The sequence below is a fragment of the Streptomyces sp. NPDC096310 genome (assembly GCF_044763125.1).
Classification (GTDB): domain Bacteria; phylum Actinomycetota; class Actinomycetes; order Streptomycetales; family Streptomycetaceae; genus Streptomyces.
In genome coordinates, this window is sequence record NZ_JBIWFO010000006.1 from 219,845 (window position 1) to 236,922 (window position 17,078).

Below are 17,078 nucleotides of genomic sequence, written 5' to 3' on the forward strand. Positions count from 1 at the left end.
TGGGCGGAAGATGATGCTCCGGTTAACTTTCGCCTCATACAAGCCGATAGGCGAGGTACGAGAGGTTTGTGATGCCCTGTGAGCGCCCACTTGCCCGACACGCCGGGAAAGAGCGGTCTGCGAAGTGAACTCCTCGCCGCGCGTGCCCTGCTGTCCGGTGAAGACGTACGAAAGGCCGCCGAGGTTCTGTCGCGAAGGGCACAGGATCTGCCGGAACTCACCCGCGCCCGCACCGTCGCCGCCTACGTGTCGGTCGGACGCGAGCCGGGCACGCGCGCGCTGCTCGACGCGCTGCGCGCACGGGGCGTCCGGGTCCTGCTGCCGGTACTGATGGCCGACAACGATCTCGACTGGGCACGCTACGAGGGCGCAGAACGGCTTGTACGGGCCGGACGCGGGCTGCTGGAGCCCGAGGGGCCCCGGCTGGGCCCGGAGGCCGTCCTGGCGGCGGAGGCGGTCCTGCTGCCCGGTCTCGCGGTGGACGGGCGCGGAACGCGGCTGGGCCGGGGCGGTGGCTCGTACGACCGGGTCCTGAGCCGGCTGGCGCGGGCGGGCGCCGCACCGGCGCTCGTGGTGCTGCTGTACGCGAACGAGGTGGTCGCGCGGATCCCGGAGGAACCGCACGACCACCCCGTGCAGGCCGTGGTGACACCGGAGGGCGTCCGGCGCTTCGGCGCCGCCGTCGGCCGGACCGGCTCTTGAGGCAGTTCTTGAGGCGTATCTTGAGGCGTTTCTTGAAAGCAGCCCCTGAAACGGGGCTGAGGCGGGCTCTTCCGGTGGTGCGATCGATCCGATGATGCGATCGAACGCCGGAAGAGCCCGCCCCGAAGCGTCTGAAGCGCTTTGCGCCGCTACGGCTCCAGCGTCAGCGTGTCCTTCGTACTGTTCTGCACCGCGTTGGGGGTGAAGGACCAGTCCAGCAGTTCGCCCTTGGCCCACTTGTCCGTCTGGTCGGTGTAGTGCGCGTTGTAGGCGTGGCCCGAGGCACCTGTCAGGTTGATCCAGCGGGATTTGTCCCAGTCACCGACGTTGACGACCATCCGCATGGACGGCACCCAGACGACCTCGTAGCCGCCCGCCGCGTTCCAGCCGGTCGCGTTGACCGCCGCCTCGCCGCCGCCGAGGTTCCACGGGCCGCGGTTGAGTATCTCCTTGAGGAAACCGGGCCCCTGGGTGCCGAGGGTCTGGTTCTCCAACTGAAGCTGGTGCAGACGGCCCCAGTTCCAACTGGAGACGTCCTTGCCGAGCTTGGCCGTCAACTCCCAGCGCGCGTCCTTCATAGCGCGGTTCAGGAGCTCGTCACGCGTCGTCGTGGCGGCGTCCCTGCGGTTCTTCGGAGAGCTCCACCACTCGTTGTCCTCGTCCTTGACGATGCTGCGCACCACCTCGTACCAGCGGTCGCCGCCGTCCGGCTGCGCCTGGTCGGGGTCGCGCTGGCCGCACTCCCGTACGAGCTGGTCGAGACCGTCCGCCGGGCCGGTCGAGTCGGCGGGTCGCACGGTGAGGCATTCGCCCTTGACGCGCACTTCCTTGGGAAGCTTGTTCCCGAACGCCAGCTTGAGGACGTTGCGCCAGACCGCGTTGAAGTACGCGGCGGCACCCGAGTCGGGCTCCTGGGTGTAGTCCCAGCCTTCGAGGAGCTTCTGCGCCTCACGGACGGACGGGTCCGAGACATCGATCTTGAGCAGGTAGGGCATCAGCACCTTCGCGATCTCGCTGCTGTTGTCCATCTGCATGGTCTGCATGTCGTCGGTCGAGATCTTCCCGCCGTCCTTGGTCTTCGACTCGATCAGGTCGTTGATCCGCTGGCTGCGCGCGCCGTAGCCCCAGTCCTCGGTGAGCAGGTACGGGTACTCCTCCGCGTTCACGACGGCCTGGTTGGCGGTGACGATGTAGCCGCGCTCGGGGTTGTACTCGTACGGCAGCTCATCGAAGGGGATGTACCCCTTCCACTTGTACTTCGGGTCCCAGCCCGGCGCCGGCATCGTGCCGTCGCCCTCGGCGCGGACCGGGATCCGGCCGGGCGCCTGGTAGCCGATGTTGCCCTTGGTGTCGGCGTAGATGAGGTTCTGCGAGGGAACCTCGAAGTGCTCGGCGGCCTTACGGAAGCCGGAGAAGTCCTCGGCCCTGTTGAGCTCGAAAACGGCGTCCATGGACTTGCCGGGCTGGAGCGCGGTCCACTGCAGGGAGACCGCGTAACCGGTGCCCCGGTCCGGGGCGACGTCGCCGACCGGGGCCTTCTCACCGACCTTCTCCAGCTCGCCGTCGCGGTCGGAGACCACGGGGCCGTGGTCCGTCGAACGGACCGTGATCTCCTTGCTCGCGCCCCCGGCGACCTTGATGGTCTCCTGACGGGACTTGAACTTCTTCTTCTGCGACCCGTACTGGTACGTGTCGCCGCTGACCTTCTCCAGGTACAGGTCGGTTACATCGGCACCGAGGTTGGTGAAGCCCCAGGAGATCTCCTGGTTGTGCCCGATGATCACTCCGGGCATTCCCGCGAAGGTGTAGCCGGCGACGTTGTACTTGCAGGTCGGCGAGACGCTGCGGCAGTGCAACCCCATCTGGTACCAGAGCGAGGGGAGCTGCGGCGCCAGGTGCGGGTCGTTGGCGAGGAGCGGCTTGCCCGTGGTCGTGTACCGACCGGAGACGACCCAGGAGTTGGAGCCGATGCCGCTGCCGTTCGGGCCGAGCAGGGCGGGGATCTCGTCCAGGGTGCCGGAGAGCGCACCGAGCTGCGCTTCGAGGCCCTGCGCGGCGCCGGCCGCGCCGGTGGACCGCAGGGAGACGTTGGAGCCCGTGGCCGTTCCGGTGCCTGTGCCTGTGCCTGTGCCGAATCCTGTGCCTGTGCCGTCCGTACCGGTGTTGCCGGTTCCGGTTCCGGTTCCGGTTCCGGTGTCGGTGGGCTCGGCCTTGGGGTCGTACGTGCCTGTGACCGGGTCGATCCCGCCCTCGCTGACGATGGGCTTGTTCCGGTCGGACGGGTACTCCGGGTACAGGTTCTTGATCTGCTGCTCGCTCAGGCGGCTGGTCAGCAGCGAACGGTCGATCTCGTCCTGCATGTTGCCGCGCAGGTCCCAGGCCATCGCCTTCAGCCACGCCACCGAGTCGACCGGGGTCCACTTCTCCGGCGTGTAGTCGTTGGTGAAGCTCAGGGCCGCGTACTCGACCGAGATGTCCTTGCCGTCGCGGCCCTTCAGGTACTCGTTGACGCCGTCCGCGTACGACTGGAGGTTCTTCTTGGTCTCCGCCGACAGCTCGGTGTCGTACTCGCGCTGCGCGACTCCGCGCCAGTCCAGGGTGCGCAGGAAGGTGTCGGTCTCGACCTGGCCCTTCCCGAACATCTCGGAGAGCCGGCCGGCGGTCATGTGCCGCCGTACGTCCATCTCCCAGAAGCGGTCCTGCGCCTGGACGTATCCCTGCGCGCGGAACAGGTCGGCGTCACTGTCCGCGTAGATCTGGGGGACGCCGTAACTGTCGCGCCGGACGTCCACGGTTCCTGAGAGGCCCTTGAGCGTGACGGTCCCCGTGGTCTGCGGGAACGAGGCTCGGGCCGTACTGACGCCCCAGAACGCGCCGTATCCGACACCCGCGACAAGCGCCAGCACCAGGACGATCACGATCAGACGGGCGCGTCGCCCCTTCTTTTTGACGGAAGGGGGGGCTGTGTTGGCGGGCATCGCTGTCCTTCGAGGGGCAGGGTGGTCCTGGAATGCTGGAGCAACCATAGGCGCAGGGGTTGGGCGCCCCCGACGCGGTGTCATGTAGTGCGACTGATCCGACGATCACAGAATGATCACACAGAGATTGACGCATGGATTCCTCTACGAATTCACCACCCTTCACCCTTGTCGTACCGCCTCGTACGCCTGACGCACCCCTCGACCGCGATGGAAATCACATCAACGCTCGTACTGGCGATCGAAAGCGTCAAGAAAACGTTAAAGATTAGGTAAGGTAACGAAGTACTGGCTCCCGGAGGAACGATCCGGCGTGCGCGAGGGGAAGGATCGGCCGCTGTCTGTCCACCATCTCAACGAACTGCTGCTCATCAGCTCGCTCGTGCTGCTGATCGCGGTCGCCGCCGTCCGGATCTCGTCCCGGAGCGGCCTCCCCAGCCTGCTGCTGTACCTGGGGATCGGTGTCGTCATAGGGCAGGACGGCCTCTTCCACGTGAAGTTCGACAACGTCGAGCTGACGCAGGTCATCGGCTATGCCGCACTGGTGGTGATCCTGGCCGAGGGCGGTCTGGGCACCAAGTGGAAGGAAGTGAAACCGGCGCTGCCCATCGCCGCCGCCCTGTCGACGGTGGGCGTCGCGGTGAGCATCGGCGTCACGGCGTCCGCCGCGCACTATCTGATCGGTCTGGACTGGCGGCAGGCGCTGATCATCGGGGCCGTCGTCTCCTCGACGGACGCGGCGGCGGTCTTCTCCGTGCTGCGCAAGGTGCCGCTGCCGTCCCGGATCACCGGGGTACTGGAGGCCGAGTCCGGGTTCAACGATGCCCCCGTGGTGATCATGGTGGTCGCGCTCTCGGCGGCCGGGCCGGTCGAGCACTGGTACGTCCTCGTCGGCGAGATCGTCCTGGAACTGGCGATCGGTGCGATCATCGGGCTCGCGGTCGGCTGGGCGGGCGCCTTCGGGCTGAAGCACGTGGCCCTGCCGGCCTCCGGGCTCTACCCGATCGCCGTGATGGCGATCGCGGTGTCGGCGTACGCGGTCGGCGCCACGGCGCACGGCAGCGGCTTCCTCGCCGTCTACATCGCTTCCATGATCCTCGGAAACTCCAAACTGCCGCACGCTCCGGCGAACCGCGGTTTCGCGGAGGGGCTGGGCTGGATCGCGCAGATCGGCATGTTCGTCCTGCTCGGCCTGCTGGTGACACCGCACGAACTGGGCGACGACTTCCTGCCCGCCCTGATCGTCGGCCTGGTCCTCACGGTGGTGGCCCGGCCGCTGTCCGTCCTGATCAGCCTGCTGCCCTTCCGGATCCCCTGGCAAGAACAGGCCCTCATGTCCTGGGCGGGGCTGCGCGGCGCGGTGCCCATCATCCTCGCGACCATCCCGATGGTCTCGCAGGTGCAGGGCAGTCTGCGGATCTTCAACATCGTCTTCATCCTGGTCGTCGTGTACACGTTGGTGCAGGGACCGACGCTGCCCTGGCTGGCGAAGGCGCTGCGGCTCGGACGCGCCTCCGACGCGTCCGACCTGGGCATCGAGTCGGCGCCGCTGGAACGGCTGCGCGGCCATCTCCTCTCCGTGGCGATCCCGGAGGGGTCGAAGATGCACGGCGTGGAGGTGGCGGAGCTGCGACTGCCGCCGGGGTCCGCGGTGACACTGATCGTCCGGGACGAGAAGAGCTTCGTACCGCTCCCCGCCACCGTGCTGCGCCGCGGCGACGAGCTGCTCGTGGTGGCGACGGATCCGGTACGAGACGCGGCCGAGCGCCGGCTGCGAGCGGTCGGACAGGGCGGAAAGCTGGCCGGCTGGCTGGGCACGGGCAACGGTGTGGGTACGGGGGCCGGCGCCGGCGGCAAGCTCCCGTGAGCGCCCGCGGTGCCGTCAGGCGTGAGGCGGGGCGGGGCGCGGGCGATCAGCCGGGGGCAATCACAGTCGGGCAATCGGGCACTCGCTGTGATCAGGCCTTCTCCGGCGCGCGGGAAGACGTGCCTGTACGATAAAGGCGCTTGTGATCAACTGTTTCGACGTCTGTAATCCAGCAGAACTGAACATCTGCATCTACTGATCGACCAACTCTGCCTGACGCAGTGCTGGCGCGACCGTATGGCGGCCGTGGCTGCCCCCTCAGTGGGCCCTGGTATCTACCGCAGTTCCGCGCAAGAGGACAGCTCTCGGCTGCGCCCGCCTCCGTGACCGACGGAGGCCATACAGGGGCGCGCTACCAGGCGGCAGAAAGGCATGGGCCGTGTCCCGCAACACGGTCGACACCGACTCCGGCGCTGTCGAGGCGGAGGGCGCGACGCCCCGCCCGGGTTACGGACGGCTGTTGCGCACCCCGGGTGCCTGGACCTTCCTGATCCCCGGCTTCGCCGCACGACAGCCCTTCGCGATGTTGACGATCGGCATCGTCCTCCTCGTCCAGCACACCACCGGTTCGTACGGCGCCGCCGGCGCTGTGGCGGCGGTCACAGGTGTGTCCATGGCGCTCTTCGCCCCGCAGAGCGGCAAGCTCGCGGACCGGTACGGGCAGCGCGCCGTCCTGATACCGGGCGTGATGATCCACGCGGCGGCCGTGGCGGCGCTGGTCACGCTCACGCTGATGGGCGCCCCGCTCTGGGCGCTGTTCGTCGCGGCCCTCCCGACCGGCGCCTCCGTCCCGCAGGTGGGCCCGATGGTCCGCTCGCGCTGGGCAGCACTGCTGGGCCCCTCCGGCCCAGACCGGGATTCGGACCCGGCTTCGGGTTCGGATCCGACTTCGGGCGCAAACGCCGGCCGGGGTTCGGGCAGGCGTGACTCTTCGTCCCTGCTGCCGACGGCCGCCGCCTTCGAGTCCGTGACGGACGAATTCACCTTTGTCATCGGCCCTGTGCTCGCGACCGCGCTCTGCGCCGGGGTCCACCCGGCGGCCGGGCTGATCGCCGAGGCCACGCTCACGCTGGTGGGCGGGCTCCTCTTCGCGGCCCAGCGCGCCACGGAGCCCCGGTCGGACCGGCACGGCAGGAGGGGCGGCTCCGCCGAGCCGCGCGTATCCGCGCTCTCCGTGCCCGGCGTACGCGTCCTGGCTGTGGCCCTCCTCGGAATCGGTTCGGTCTTCGGCGGTATGCAGGTCTCCCTCACCGCTTTCGCCGAGGAGATCGGCGACCCCGGCGTGAACGGCCTTCTGTACGGGATCTTCGCGGCGGGCAACATGCTCGCCGGCATTGTCTGCGGGGCCGTGGCCTGGAAGATCGGGCCCCGCCGCAGACTGCTGGTCGGGTACGCAATGCTGACCCTGGCCGCCTCCGTGCTCTGGACGGCGCACTCGGTACCTCTGCTCGCCGGCCTCGGACTGCTGGTCGGCCTCTGTATCGCCCCCTCTCTGATCACCAGCTACACCCTGGTCGAATCGCTGGTGCCCGCCTCGGCGCGCACCGAGGCGTTCACCTGGCTGACCGGCGCGGTCGCGCTCGGGCAGGCGGCAGCGGTCACGACCGCCGGACAACTGGCCGACGCCCACGGCGCGGGCGCCGGATTCCTGGTGCCGCTCATGGGCACGGCACTGGCCCTGACCACCCTGTTGGTCCTGCGTTCGCGGCTCGCTCCGAAGGCTCCGGGACGGGTCGCCGCGCGTGGGATGAGTCACCGCGCGCCGGTGACAGTGGACTGATCGCTCGGAATACGTCACTATGGAGCGTCGTTAGCACTCATTGAGTGAGAGTGCCAGGAGGAGCAAGTGCCGACCTACCAGTACCAGTGCACCCAGTGTGGCGAGGGCCTCGAGGCGGTGCAGAAGTTCACCGATGACGCCCTCACGGTGTGCCCGAGTTGCGAAGGACGCCTGAAGAAGGTCTTCTCCGCGGTCGGCATCGTCTTCAAGGGCTCCGGGTTCTACCGCAACGACAGCCGCGGCTCGTCGTCGAGCAGCGCGCCCGCGGCGGCCGGCTCCACGGGGTCCTCCGGGTCCGGTTCGTCGAGCGCGAAGCCGTCCTCGGATTCCAAGGCCGCGGCGTCGGCCTCGTCGTCCTCCTCGGGCTCCGGATCTTCCTCCGGTGGGTCCAGCTCTTCGAGCTCCGGCTCGTCGAGCAGCTCCAGCGGCTCGTCGGCCGCCTGATTCCTCTCCTTTCACCGCCAGGGCCCCGCCGTTCCGTACGGTCGGGGTCCTTCGCGTACGGGACGTGTCTCCGTGCGCCCGGCCCGTACCGGGTGCGGGCAGGCGTGTCCGGCTAGTGTGACCGGATGGCGAATGCAGAGATCGGTGTGATCGGTGGCTCCGGCTTCTACTCCTTCCTGGAGGACGTGACCGAAGTCCAGGTGGAGACCCCGTACGGGCCGCCCAGTGACTCCCTCTTCCTCGGCGAGATCGCCGGCCGTGAAGTCGCGTTCCTGCCCCGGCACGGGCGCTCGCACGACCTTCCTCCTCACCGCATCAACTACCGCGCCAATCTGTGGGCCCTGCGCTCCGTCGGAGTGAGGCAGGTCCTGGGTCCGTGCGCGGTGGGAGGACTGCGGCCGGAGTTCGGCCCGGGCACACTACTCGTACCCGATCAACTGGTGGACCGGACGAAGGCTCGCGTCCAGACGTACTACGACGGGCTGCCGCTGCCGGAGGGCAGCACCCCCAAAGTCGTCCATGTCTCGCTCGCCGACCCGTACTGCCCCGAGGGTCGCAGGACGACCCTGGCGGCGGCCCGCGGGCGCGACTGGGAGCCGGTGGACGGCGGAACGCTCGTCGTCATCGAGGGGCCGCGCTTCTCCACCCGGGCGGAGTCGCGCTGGCACGCGGCGATGGGCTGGTCGGTCGTCGGGATGACCGGTCACCCCGAGGCCGTACTCGCTCGTGAACTGGGTCTCTGCTACACCTCCATGACACTCGTGACGGATCTGGACGCGGGGGCCGAGACCGGCGAGGGGGTCTCCCACGAAGAGGTCCTCAAGGTCTTCGCCGCCAATGTCGACCGGCTGCGCACCGTGCTTTTCGACGCCGTGGCCGGACTGCCGTCGAACGAGACGCGCGACTGCCTGTGCGCGCACGCGCTGGACGGGATGGACACCGGGATTCAACTGCCCTGATCCCGCTGTGCCTTGATTCCCGTCGTGCCTTGATCTTGGATTTCCCCGCTCCCGCCCCGGCCATGCGCGGGAGCGGGGAAATTCGCCGTGCATGACGCTGAACCACCCTTGCGGGTGAGGGAGTTATCCACAATCGGGAACTGATCCACAGGCCTCAGCGGAATCCCGCCGGGCGGTGCATCGTGAGGAGCGGTCGCAGAACTTCTCACGTCAGGCGGTGTTCGCCATGTCCCGTTCCTTCGCTCAGGAGCCCTCCCGCGCTCCCGCGCCTCCCCCGCCCCCTCTCCCACCGTTCGCCACGTTTCCCCCTTTTCTCCCCTCCGGTTCCGCGCCTGAGCCACGCGATGTGCCGCCGTTCGCCCCGCTGCGCGTGGGCGGGTCGCGACGGCGGTTGCACCGGGCTCTGATGAAACGGCGGCGGGCGACGGCGGCCGGGCTGGCCGTGACGGCCGCCGCACTGGCCGCTGCCGGAGCGGGTGGCGCGGCCGGCGGGGTGGCGGGCGCCGATGCCCGTGCGGAGGCCACCGCGGGTTCTCTCGCGTCCTCGCCGCCCTCGCGGCGCCACCCGACGCTCCCACGGCCGGTGAGGATGGTGTCAGCGCCCGTGCGTATCGCCGATGCGGCGACGGTCAGGCTGCTGCGCCGGGGAGACCGCGTCGATGTGATCGCGTCCGGGGCGCAACCGCCGGGATCGGCGGGGATCGGCGAGAGCGGGCCGGAGGCGCGTGTGGTGGCCTCGGGCGTCCGGGTCGCCGATGTCCCCAGGGCTCCCGAGATCTCGTCGGACGGCGGAGCGCTGATCGTGCTGTCCGTGCCGCGCGCCACGGCCACGGCGCTGGCCGGCGCGGGCGCCACCTCCCGGCTGGCGGTGACGCTGTGCTGATCCGTGCGGTGTGGAGTCGCGTGGTGCGGAGCTGCGTGACGGGGGTGCGTGCGGTCGCGGGGCGTCTGTTCCGAGCCGGGGTGGAGCTGGGCCGTGCCGTACGGAGTCGCGCGGGCGAGCTGTCGCGTCGCCTGGTCGCGTGTGCGGATTGGACAGCCTGGGCACGCGCTGCCGTAGGTTGCGAGGCAGATTTTCACCCTTACAGCACATGCGAAGAAAGGCTCACTCGTGAGCAAGGAGAAGGAGAGCGTCCTCGAAGGCTTCAAGGCCTTCCTGATGCGCGGCAACGTGATCGACCTCGCGGTGGCGGTGGTCATCGGCGCGGCGTTCACCAACGTGGTGACCTCGGTCGTCAAAGGCGTGATCAATCCGGTGGTCGGCGCGTTCGGCAGGCAGGATCTGAACCAGTACAGCTCGTGCCTCAAGGCGCCGTGCGAGACGAACGACGCGGGCAAGGTCGTCCGAGGCATTCCGATCATGTGGGGAACGGTGCTGAGCGCGGTTCTCACGTTCCTCATCACGGCAGCCGTTGTGTACTTCCTGATGGTGCTGCCGATGGCCAAGTACCTCGCCCGGCGCGCCAGGCAGCAGGCCGCCAAGGAAGAGGTCCAGGAGGTTATGGAGGTCAGCGAGCTGGAGGTCCTCAAGGAGATCAGGGACGCTCTCGTGGCGCAGCGCGGCCCGGGGCCCAGCGGATCCGCGCAGAACGGCCCGGGGCGGAACACGCCTTAACGGCTGACCATGGTGGAACGCCCCGCCCGGGGCGCTCGGCTCAGATGTGGTGGGGCGGCTTCTCGTCGAGGAAACGGGCAAGATCGGCGGCGCTGCCACCGCCCCCGGTGGGGCGCTCGCCCCAGCCGTCGTCGGTGTCGTCCGAGGACTGCTGGTCCAGGGGATCGTCGAAGACCAGCGCCACGTGCGGACGCGGCGGCCCGGACGGCCGCCGGGGCTGCGCGGGCTGCTCCTCGGGGACCGGCTCGGGGGTGGGGGCGGTGCTCATACCTCCAGGGTACGGGGGTGTGTGCGGAGCCAGGACGTGCGTGGACGGACAGCGGCCACCACCCGCGCCCGGGATCGGCCGACGCGCGCGCGGTCCGCCTCGGCCCCTGCCGCCGTCGCCGCCCTCGCCCCGCCCTCCCCCGCCGATTCTCCGGCGTCCACCACCTCACTGCCCGAGGTACGTGGTACGCATGGGATTCATGGCATCGAATGACGCACTGACCGACGTGGCGGGCCTCCGGGTAGGGCACGCACAGGTGTCCGGGGATCGCGCGCTCACCGGCACCACCGTCGTACTCGCCCCGGAGGGCGGGGTGGTCACCGCCGTGGACATAAGGGGCGGCGGGCCGGCCACGAAGGAGACCGACGCCCTCGACCCGCGCAATATCGTCCAGCGCACGGAGGCCGTCGTGCTGACGGGCGGCAGCGCGTACGGGCTCGACTCGGCGTCCGGCGTGATGGCGTGGCTGGAGGAGCGCGGGCGAGGAATACGGGTCGGCGCCGACCCTGGTCAAGTGGTTCCCGTCGTCCCGGCGGCAGGCATCTTCGACCTGGGGCGAGGCGGCGACTGGCGGATCCGGCCCGACGCGGCGACGGGGCGGGCGGCGGCGGAGGCGGCGGCAGCGTCGAAGGCCGGGGCGTCGGTCGCGGAGGGCTGTGTGGGCGCGGGGGTCGGCGCCCTCGCCGGACAACTCAAGGGCGGCGTGGGGACGGCGAGTACGGTGCTGGACTCCGGAATCACCGTCGCCGCGCTGGTCGTGGCCAACGCGGCGGGCTCCGTGGTCGATCCGCTGACCGGCGTGCTGTACGGACGTTACTTCAGCGGTCGTACGGAGTACCCGCCGACTGAAGTACACCGGGCGGCACAAAGGCGACTGGCCGAGTTGAGCGAGCGGAACGGCCCCGCTCCGCTCAACACCACCCTGGCGGTCGTCGCCACCGACGTCGAACTGTCCCGTGCCCAGGCGCAGAAGCTCGCGGGGACGGCACACGACGGCATCGCGCGCGCCGTCCGTCCGGTGCATCTGCTCAACGATGGCGATACCGTTTTCGCGCTGTCGACAGGTGTTCAGGCGTTGGCCGAGGGGGATTTGCTCGCCATCAACGCGATACTGGCAGCAGGTGCGGATGTGGTGACCAGGGCGATCGTCTCGGCCGTGTGTGCGGCGGAGGGCGTCGACGGTCCTGGCGGAACATTCCCCTCGTACCGTGAGTTGTACGAGCTCGACTGAGGGGCGTGTCCCGCGAGTTGGCAAGGGGCGCGCGGGAACTTCACGTACGCCCCCTTCGTTTTCTCAAACTTAAGACGCGATGTCAGCCCTAGGCACTACGTTATGCAATCACCAAGTGACATGTGGCGACGGCCTGGAGACCCATCTTGAACGATCCCTACGAGACAACCGAGACGCACCTCGAGCGACTCCTGGGTCGGGCACTCAACTCCTTCGACCTGCCTGACGCACTGGTCGATCGACTCGACCGTGCGCTGGCGCACGCCAGCTCGCTGTGTTCCGCGCACCACAGTGCGGGGCTGCACCGTGAGACGTATCGGCACACCTATCTGCTCGACGACGGCAGCGCGTTCAGCCTTTGGGAGCTGGTGCACAACACCGGCCGGGACGGCGCGCGGCTGCACGAGCTGTACGGGGACGAATCCGAGGCCCAGCTCGCCGCGGCGCGTCTGTGCCGGCCGGGCAGCCCGGAGGCACCGCGGCTCTCGTCGGCCGGTTCGGACCAGCGGGACGACGAGGCGTACTGGGGAGAACGAGGATGCCTGGACGACGATCTGCTGGAGGAGGATCCCCGAAACCGTGAGACGGCCATGGACGATCTCGCGACCGATCTGCTCGCGGAGCTGGAGTCGGAGCGTACAGCCGAGATCGACGCGCATCTCGCGTTGATCCGCGGTTTGCGTGCGCTGCCCGCTCCGGCGCCCGCGCCGCGGCACCGGCTGTACTCGCCCGACAACTCCCCGGACCATGCCCGCAGGGTGCTGCGCCGGGCGGAGAACGCGGACTGCCCGGGTGAGGAGACCAGACTGCTGCTGAAGACGGCGTTCGCGCATCACATCACACAGGTCTTCGGACGGCAGTGCCAGGTCGAGGGCAAGGACGCGGGGTTCATGCTCTATGAGCACGCGTTCCTGCTGATCGACGGCACCGAGACAAGCCTGTGGGAGGTGGAGCACACGGCGACGCCGGACGGTCGGCACATGTGTGAGGTGTACGGGGCCGAACAGACAGCGCGCGAAGCCATGGAGCTTCGCGCGCGGGTCCTGTGAGAGTCGGCCGGGGCTGAGGGACCCGGGCCGGGAGGAAGGTCGTACGGCCGCCAGGGGTGGGACGGACCGTACGACCTCCCAAGGAGGGCACACCGGGTTGGGGCGGCGGGTGGGTGCTCAGACGCTCGCCGGCACCTTGGCCTCCGCTCCGGCCGCGTCGGCTCCGAGCGCTCCGGCCTCGGCGGCCTGGTCCGGGCGACCGGTCTTCCGGGTGCCCTTGAGCAGGATGACCAGCCCGGCGGTGACGGCCGTGCCCGCCGCGATCGCGATCAGGTAGAGGAACGGATTGCCGATCAGCGGGATCACGAAGATGCCGCCGTGCGGGGCCCGCAGCGTGCACTCGAAGAGCATCGAGAGCGCGCCGGTCACCGCACCGCCCGCCATCGCGGACGGAATCACCCGCAGCGGGTCGGCCGCGGCGAAGGGGATCGCGCCCTCGGTGATGAAGGAGGCACCGAGAACCCAGGCGGCTTTTCCGTTCTCGCGTTCGGTACGGGTGAACAACTTGCCGCGTACGGTCGTGGCGAGCGCCATGGCCAGCGGCGGGACCATGCCCGCGGCCATCACCGCGGCCATGACCTTCAGGCTGCCCTCGTTGGGGTTGGCGAGACCGCCGACGGCGAAGGCATAGGCGACCTTGTTCAGCGGGCCGCCGAGGTCGAAGCACATCATCAGACCGAGGATGACGCCCAGGATGACCGCGTTGGCCCCGGAGAGGCCGGACAGCCAGTCGGACAGCGCCTCCTGGAGTGAGGCGATCGGTTTGCCGACCACCAGGAACATCAGGAAGCCGACGATCGCCGAGGAGATCAGGGGGATCACGACGACCGGCATGATGCCGCGCAGCGGGGCGGGCACCTTGGCCCGCTGGATGGCCATCACCACGCCACCGGCGATCAGACCGGCGGCGAGGCCGCCGAGGAAGCCCGCGTTGATGGTGAGGGCGATGGAGCCGCCCACGAAGCCGGGGACCAGACCGGGGCGGTCGGCCATCCCGTACGCGATGTAGCCCGCGAGGACGGGCACCAGGAAGCTGAAGGCCAGGCCCCCGATCTGGAAGAGCAGAGCGGCCCAGCTCATGCTCTCGGTCCAGACGAAGTGTTCGGCGACGGAGGGAGCCTTGTCGACGGTGTAGCCGCCGATCGCGAAGCCGAGGGCGATGAGGAGGCCGCCCGCCGCGACGAAGGGGACCATGTAGCTGACGCCGGACATCAACCACTTGCGCAGCTTGGTGCCGTAGCCCTCGCCGGGCTCCCCCGCGTCGTCCACGGGCGAGCCGGCCGCGCCCGGGGCACCGGTGATCTCGCCGCGGGCGGCCTTGCCGCGTACCTCGGCGATCAGTTCGGCGGGACGGTTGATGCCCGCCTTGACGCCGACGTCTACCGTCGGCTTCCCGGCGAAGCGTTCCTTCTCCCGTACGGGCACGTCGTGCGCGAAGATCACGCCGTCCGCGGCGGCGATGACGGCCGGGTCGAGCCGGTTGAAGCCGGAAGAGCCCTGCGGTTCGACGACGAGTTCGACGTCGGCCTGCTGTCCGGCCTGTTCCAGGGCCTCGGCGGCCATGTAGGTGTGCGCGATGCCGGTGGGGCAGGAGGTGACGGCGACGATCCGGAAGACCTGCTCCTCGGTGGCGCCGGCGGCCGGAGTCTCCGGTTCCGGGGCCTTCGCCGTTGCCGAGGCCGGGGTCGTTGCCGGGGCCTTTGCCGGGGTCCCTTCCGTGGGCTCCTGCGTGGCCTTTTCCTGGGGCTTGGGCGCCCCGGCCACCGGCTGCGCCGCCGGGGGCTCCTCGCCGCGGATCAGGGCGGCCGTCGCCGAGGCGTCCGTGGCCGAGCGGAGCGCCGAGGTGAACTCCTCGTTCATCAGGCGGCGGGCCAGGGCCGAGAGGATGGTGAGGTGCGCGTCGTCGGCGCCGGCCGGGGCCGCGATGAGGAAGATCAGGTCGGCGGGCCCGTCGGGGGCGCCGAAGTCGATGCCGCGCGCCGAGCGGCCGAAGGCGAGCGTCGGCTCGCCGACGTGTTCGCTGCGGCAGTGCGGGATGCCGATACCGCCGTCGAGCCCGGTCGGCATCTGTGCCTCGCGGGCGGCCACGTCGGCCAGGAAGCCGTCCAGGTCGGTGACCCGGCCCAGGGTCACCATCCGCTCGGCCAGCGAGCGGGCCGCTGCTTCCTTGGTATCGGCGGCCAGGTCGAGGTCGACCAGGTCCGCGGTGATCATGTCGCTCATCGCGGGCTCCTTTGCTCGCATATCGCGCGGGTCAGGTCCAGAAGGGGAAGGGGGACAGAGGAGAAGAACAAGGGGGTCATGAGGCTGGCTCCCTGAGCAGGCGGTCCAGGGGGATGTCGGCGGTCACGGTGACCGCCGACAGGTCCAGGTCGACGGGTGCCGGCATCACGCTGCCCGGGAGCTGCACCGCCGCGGCGCCGTGGGCAACGGCCGACGCGAGCGCCGCCGGGCCCTCGCCGCCCGCCGCCAGGAACCCGGCGAGCGAGGCATCGCCCGCACCGACGTTACTGCGGACCGTGGCGACCGTGGCGGAGCCGAAGTACGTCCCCGCCTCCGCGACCAGGAGCTGGCCGTCCGCACCGAGGCTGGCGAGGACGGCGGCCGCCCCGTACGTACGCAGTTCCTCCGCCGCCTTGACGGCGTCGCCGACGGTCGTGAGGGGGCGGCCGACGGCCTGGGCCAGCTCTTCGGCGTTCGGCTTGACGACGTCCGGCCGCTCGCGCAGCGCGGCCAGCAGCGAGGGGCCCGAGGTGTCGAGGGCGATCCTCGCCCCGGCGTGGTGGGCGCCGGCGACCAGTTCGGCGTACCACTCGGGGCCCAGTCCGCGCGGGAGGCTGCCACAGCAGGCGGTCCAGGCCGAGGAGCCGGAGTGGGTGCGGATCTGGGTGCGCACCACGGCGAGCAGCGACTCCGACTCGGCCGCGGTCAGCTCGGGGCCCGGCGCGTTGATCTTGGTCAGGGTGCCGTCGGGCTCCGCGAGCGCGATGTTGGACCGGGTCGCTCCCGCGACCGGCACCGGAGCGACCGCTATCCCCTGCCCGGCCAGCAGCTCGGCGACCAGTGCGCCCGGGGCGCCCCCGAGGGGCAGCACGGCGACCGTACGGCGACCGGCCGCGGCGACGGCGCGTGAGACGTTGACGCCCTTGCCGCCCGGGTCCATGCGTTCTGCCGTGGCCCGCAGTACCTCGCCGCGGTCGAGGGCCGGGACCTCGTACGTACGGTCCAGGCTCGGGTTGGGGGTGACGGTGAGAATCATGCGGCGCTCCTAAACACACAGCACTTCGGTGCCCTCGGCCTCGATGGCCGCGACCTCCGAAGGGCTGAGCCCGCTGTCGGTGATGAGCAGATCGACATCGGCGAGCGTGCCGAAGCGCGCGAAGTGCTCCTGGCCGTGCTTCGCCGAGTCGGCGAGCAGCACCACGCGCCGCGCCGCGCCGACGAGAGCGCGCTTCACGGCGGCTTCGGCGAGGTCGGGGGTGGTGAGCCCGCCTTCGGGGGAGAAACCGTTGGCGCCGAGGAAGACGACATCGGCGCGGATCTCTCCGTAGGCGCGCAGCGCCCAGGCGTCGACGGCGGCCCGCGTACGGTTGCGGACCCGCCCGCCGACCAGGTGGAGATCGATCCCCGGGTGGTCGGCGAGGCGGGCCGCGACCGGGAGGGAGTGGGTCACGACGGTGAGCCCGCACTCCAGCGGCAGTTCCGCCACGAGTCGCGCGACGGTCGACCCGGCGTCCAGGATCACGCTGCCGTCCTGCGGCAGCTCCGCGAGCGCCGCGTGTGCGATGCGGTCCTTCTCGTCGGCTGCGGTGGACTCACGCTCGGCCAGGTCCGGCTCGAAGTCCATCCGGCCGGCCGGTATGGCCCCGCCGTGCACGCGGCGGACGAGGCCGGCCCGGTCGAGGGCCTTCAGGTCACGCCGTACGGTCTCCGCCGTGACCTGGAACTGCTCGGCGAGCGACAGCACATCGACACGTCCGCTTTCACGGGCCAGCCGCAGGATCTCCTGCTGACGCTCCGGTGCGTACATGTGGGTTTACGTCCATTCCGTGCCCGAACCTGTGGTTTCGGCGACACGCTACGCCCACATTTCTGGAAAGTAAACAGATTCGGGCGAACTACGGACACGATCGGTCATCGTCTCTCGGTCATCGCCTCTCGGTCACCCCCCGCCGGTCGTCCCCC

The 17,078-nt window shown here is 70.0% G+C and carries 14 protein-coding genes; 9 read left to right on the top strand and 5 right to left on the bottom strand.

The window, feature by feature from the left end; all coding sequences use genetic code 11:
* Positions 1 to 78 precede the first annotated feature (78 nt).
* A complete protein-coding gene (locus ACIQ7D_RS15880; protein ID WP_403937802.1) occupies positions 79 to 702 on the top strand; it encodes a 5-formyltetrahydrofolate cyclo-ligase in 624 nt (207 codons plus the stop codon).
* Between the two features lie 149 nt (positions 703 to 851).
* Here the strand turns inward: ACIQ7D_RS15880 and ACIQ7D_RS15885 are convergent, their stop codons facing one another.
* The gene (locus ACIQ7D_RS15885; RefSeq protein ID WP_403937804.1) at positions 852 to 3,680 is read right to left on the bottom strand and encodes a penicillin acylase family protein; all 2,829 of its coding nucleotides are present in this window, start codon (positions 3,678 to 3,680) and stop codon (positions 852 to 854) included.
* A gap of 313 nt (positions 3,681 to 3,993) precedes the next feature.
* Here ACIQ7D_RS15885 and ACIQ7D_RS15890 point away from each other — a divergent pair, with 313 nt between their 5' ends.
* From ACIQ7D_RS15890 to mscL, 6 genes are all read left to right on the top strand, one after another.
* Positions 3,994 to 5,547 (top strand): potassium/proton antiporter, encoded by a 1,554-nt coding sequence (locus tag ACIQ7D_RS15890; RefSeq protein WP_403937806.1) that lies wholly within the window; start codon positions 3,994 to 3,996, stop codon positions 5,545 to 5,547.
* A 379-nt stretch (positions 5,548 to 5,926) separates the two neighbouring features.
* Positions 5,927 to 7,327, top strand: a complete 1,401-nt coding sequence (locus ACIQ7D_RS15895) for an MFS transporter (RefSeq protein WP_403937808.1) — start codon at positions 5,927 to 5,929, stop codon at positions 7,325 to 7,327.
* A 66-nt stretch (positions 7,328 to 7,393) separates the two neighbouring features.
* Positions 7,394 to 7,771 carry an FmdB family zinc ribbon protein gene (locus ACIQ7D_RS15900; RefSeq protein ID WP_403937810.1) on the top strand — a complete coding sequence of 126 codons (378 nt, stop codon included), beginning with the start codon at positions 7,394 to 7,396 and terminating at the stop codon, positions 7,769 to 7,771.
* A gap of 125 nt (positions 7,772 to 7,896) precedes the next feature.
* Positions 7,897 to 8,730: an S-methyl-5'-thioadenosine phosphorylase gene (locus ACIQ7D_RS15905; protein ID WP_403937812.1), complete on the top strand. Its 834-nt coding sequence runs from the start codon at positions 7,897 to 7,899 to the stop codon at positions 8,728 to 8,730.
* A 604-nt stretch (positions 8,731 to 9,334) separates the two neighbouring features.
* Positions 9,335 to 9,613, top strand: coding sequence for a hypothetical protein (locus ACIQ7D_RS15910; RefSeq protein ID WP_403937814.1), 279 nt, complete (start codon positions 9,335 to 9,337; stop codon positions 9,611 to 9,613).
* A 228-nt stretch (positions 9,614 to 9,841) separates the two neighbouring features.
* Positions 9,842 to 10,345 (top strand): large conductance mechanosensitive channel protein MscL, encoded by a 504-nt coding sequence (gene mscL, locus ACIQ7D_RS15915; protein WP_403937816.1) that lies wholly within the window; start codon positions 9,842 to 9,844, stop codon positions 10,343 to 10,345.
* Between the two features lie 40 nt (positions 10,346 to 10,385).
* Here mscL and ACIQ7D_RS15920 read toward each other — a convergent pair whose 3' ends face one another.
* Entirely contained in the window at positions 10,386 to 10,613 is a 228-nt protein-coding gene (locus tag ACIQ7D_RS15920; RefSeq protein WP_403937818.1) for a hypothetical protein, read from the bottom strand.
* A 199-nt stretch (positions 10,614 to 10,812) separates the two neighbouring features.
* Here ACIQ7D_RS15920 and ACIQ7D_RS15925 point away from each other — a divergent pair, with 199 nt between their 5' ends.
* Positions 10,813 to 11,844, top strand: coding sequence for a P1 family peptidase (locus ACIQ7D_RS15925; RefSeq protein WP_403937821.1), 1,032 nt, complete (start codon positions 10,813 to 10,815; stop codon positions 11,842 to 11,844).
* A gap of 146 nt (positions 11,845 to 11,990) precedes the next feature.
* Entirely contained in the window at positions 11,991 to 12,893 is a 903-nt protein-coding gene (locus ACIQ7D_RS15930) for a DUF6227 family protein (protein ID WP_403937822.1), read from the top strand.
* A 117-nt stretch (positions 12,894 to 13,010) separates the two neighbouring features.
* Here ACIQ7D_RS15930 and ACIQ7D_RS15935 read toward each other — a convergent pair whose 3' ends face one another.
* The 3 genes from ACIQ7D_RS15935 to ACIQ7D_RS15945 form a co-directional block, all read right to left on the bottom strand.
* Positions 13,011 to 15,116, bottom strand: a complete 2,106-nt coding sequence (locus ACIQ7D_RS15935) for a fructose-specific PTS transporter subunit EIIC (RefSeq protein WP_403937824.1) — start codon at positions 15,114 to 15,116, stop codon at positions 13,011 to 13,013.
* A gap of 76 nt (positions 15,117 to 15,192) precedes the next feature.
* Positions 15,193 to 16,152, bottom strand: coding sequence for a 1-phosphofructokinase (pfkB, locus tag ACIQ7D_RS15940; RefSeq protein ID WP_403937825.1), 960 nt, complete (start codon positions 16,150 to 16,152; stop codon positions 15,193 to 15,195).
* Between the two features lie 9 nt (positions 16,153 to 16,161).
* Positions 16,162 to 16,923, bottom strand: coding sequence for a DeoR/GlpR family DNA-binding transcription regulator (locus tag ACIQ7D_RS15945; protein ID WP_403937827.1), 762 nt, complete (start codon positions 16,921 to 16,923; stop codon positions 16,162 to 16,164).
* Between the last annotated feature and the right edge of the window lie 155 nt (positions 16,924 to 17,078).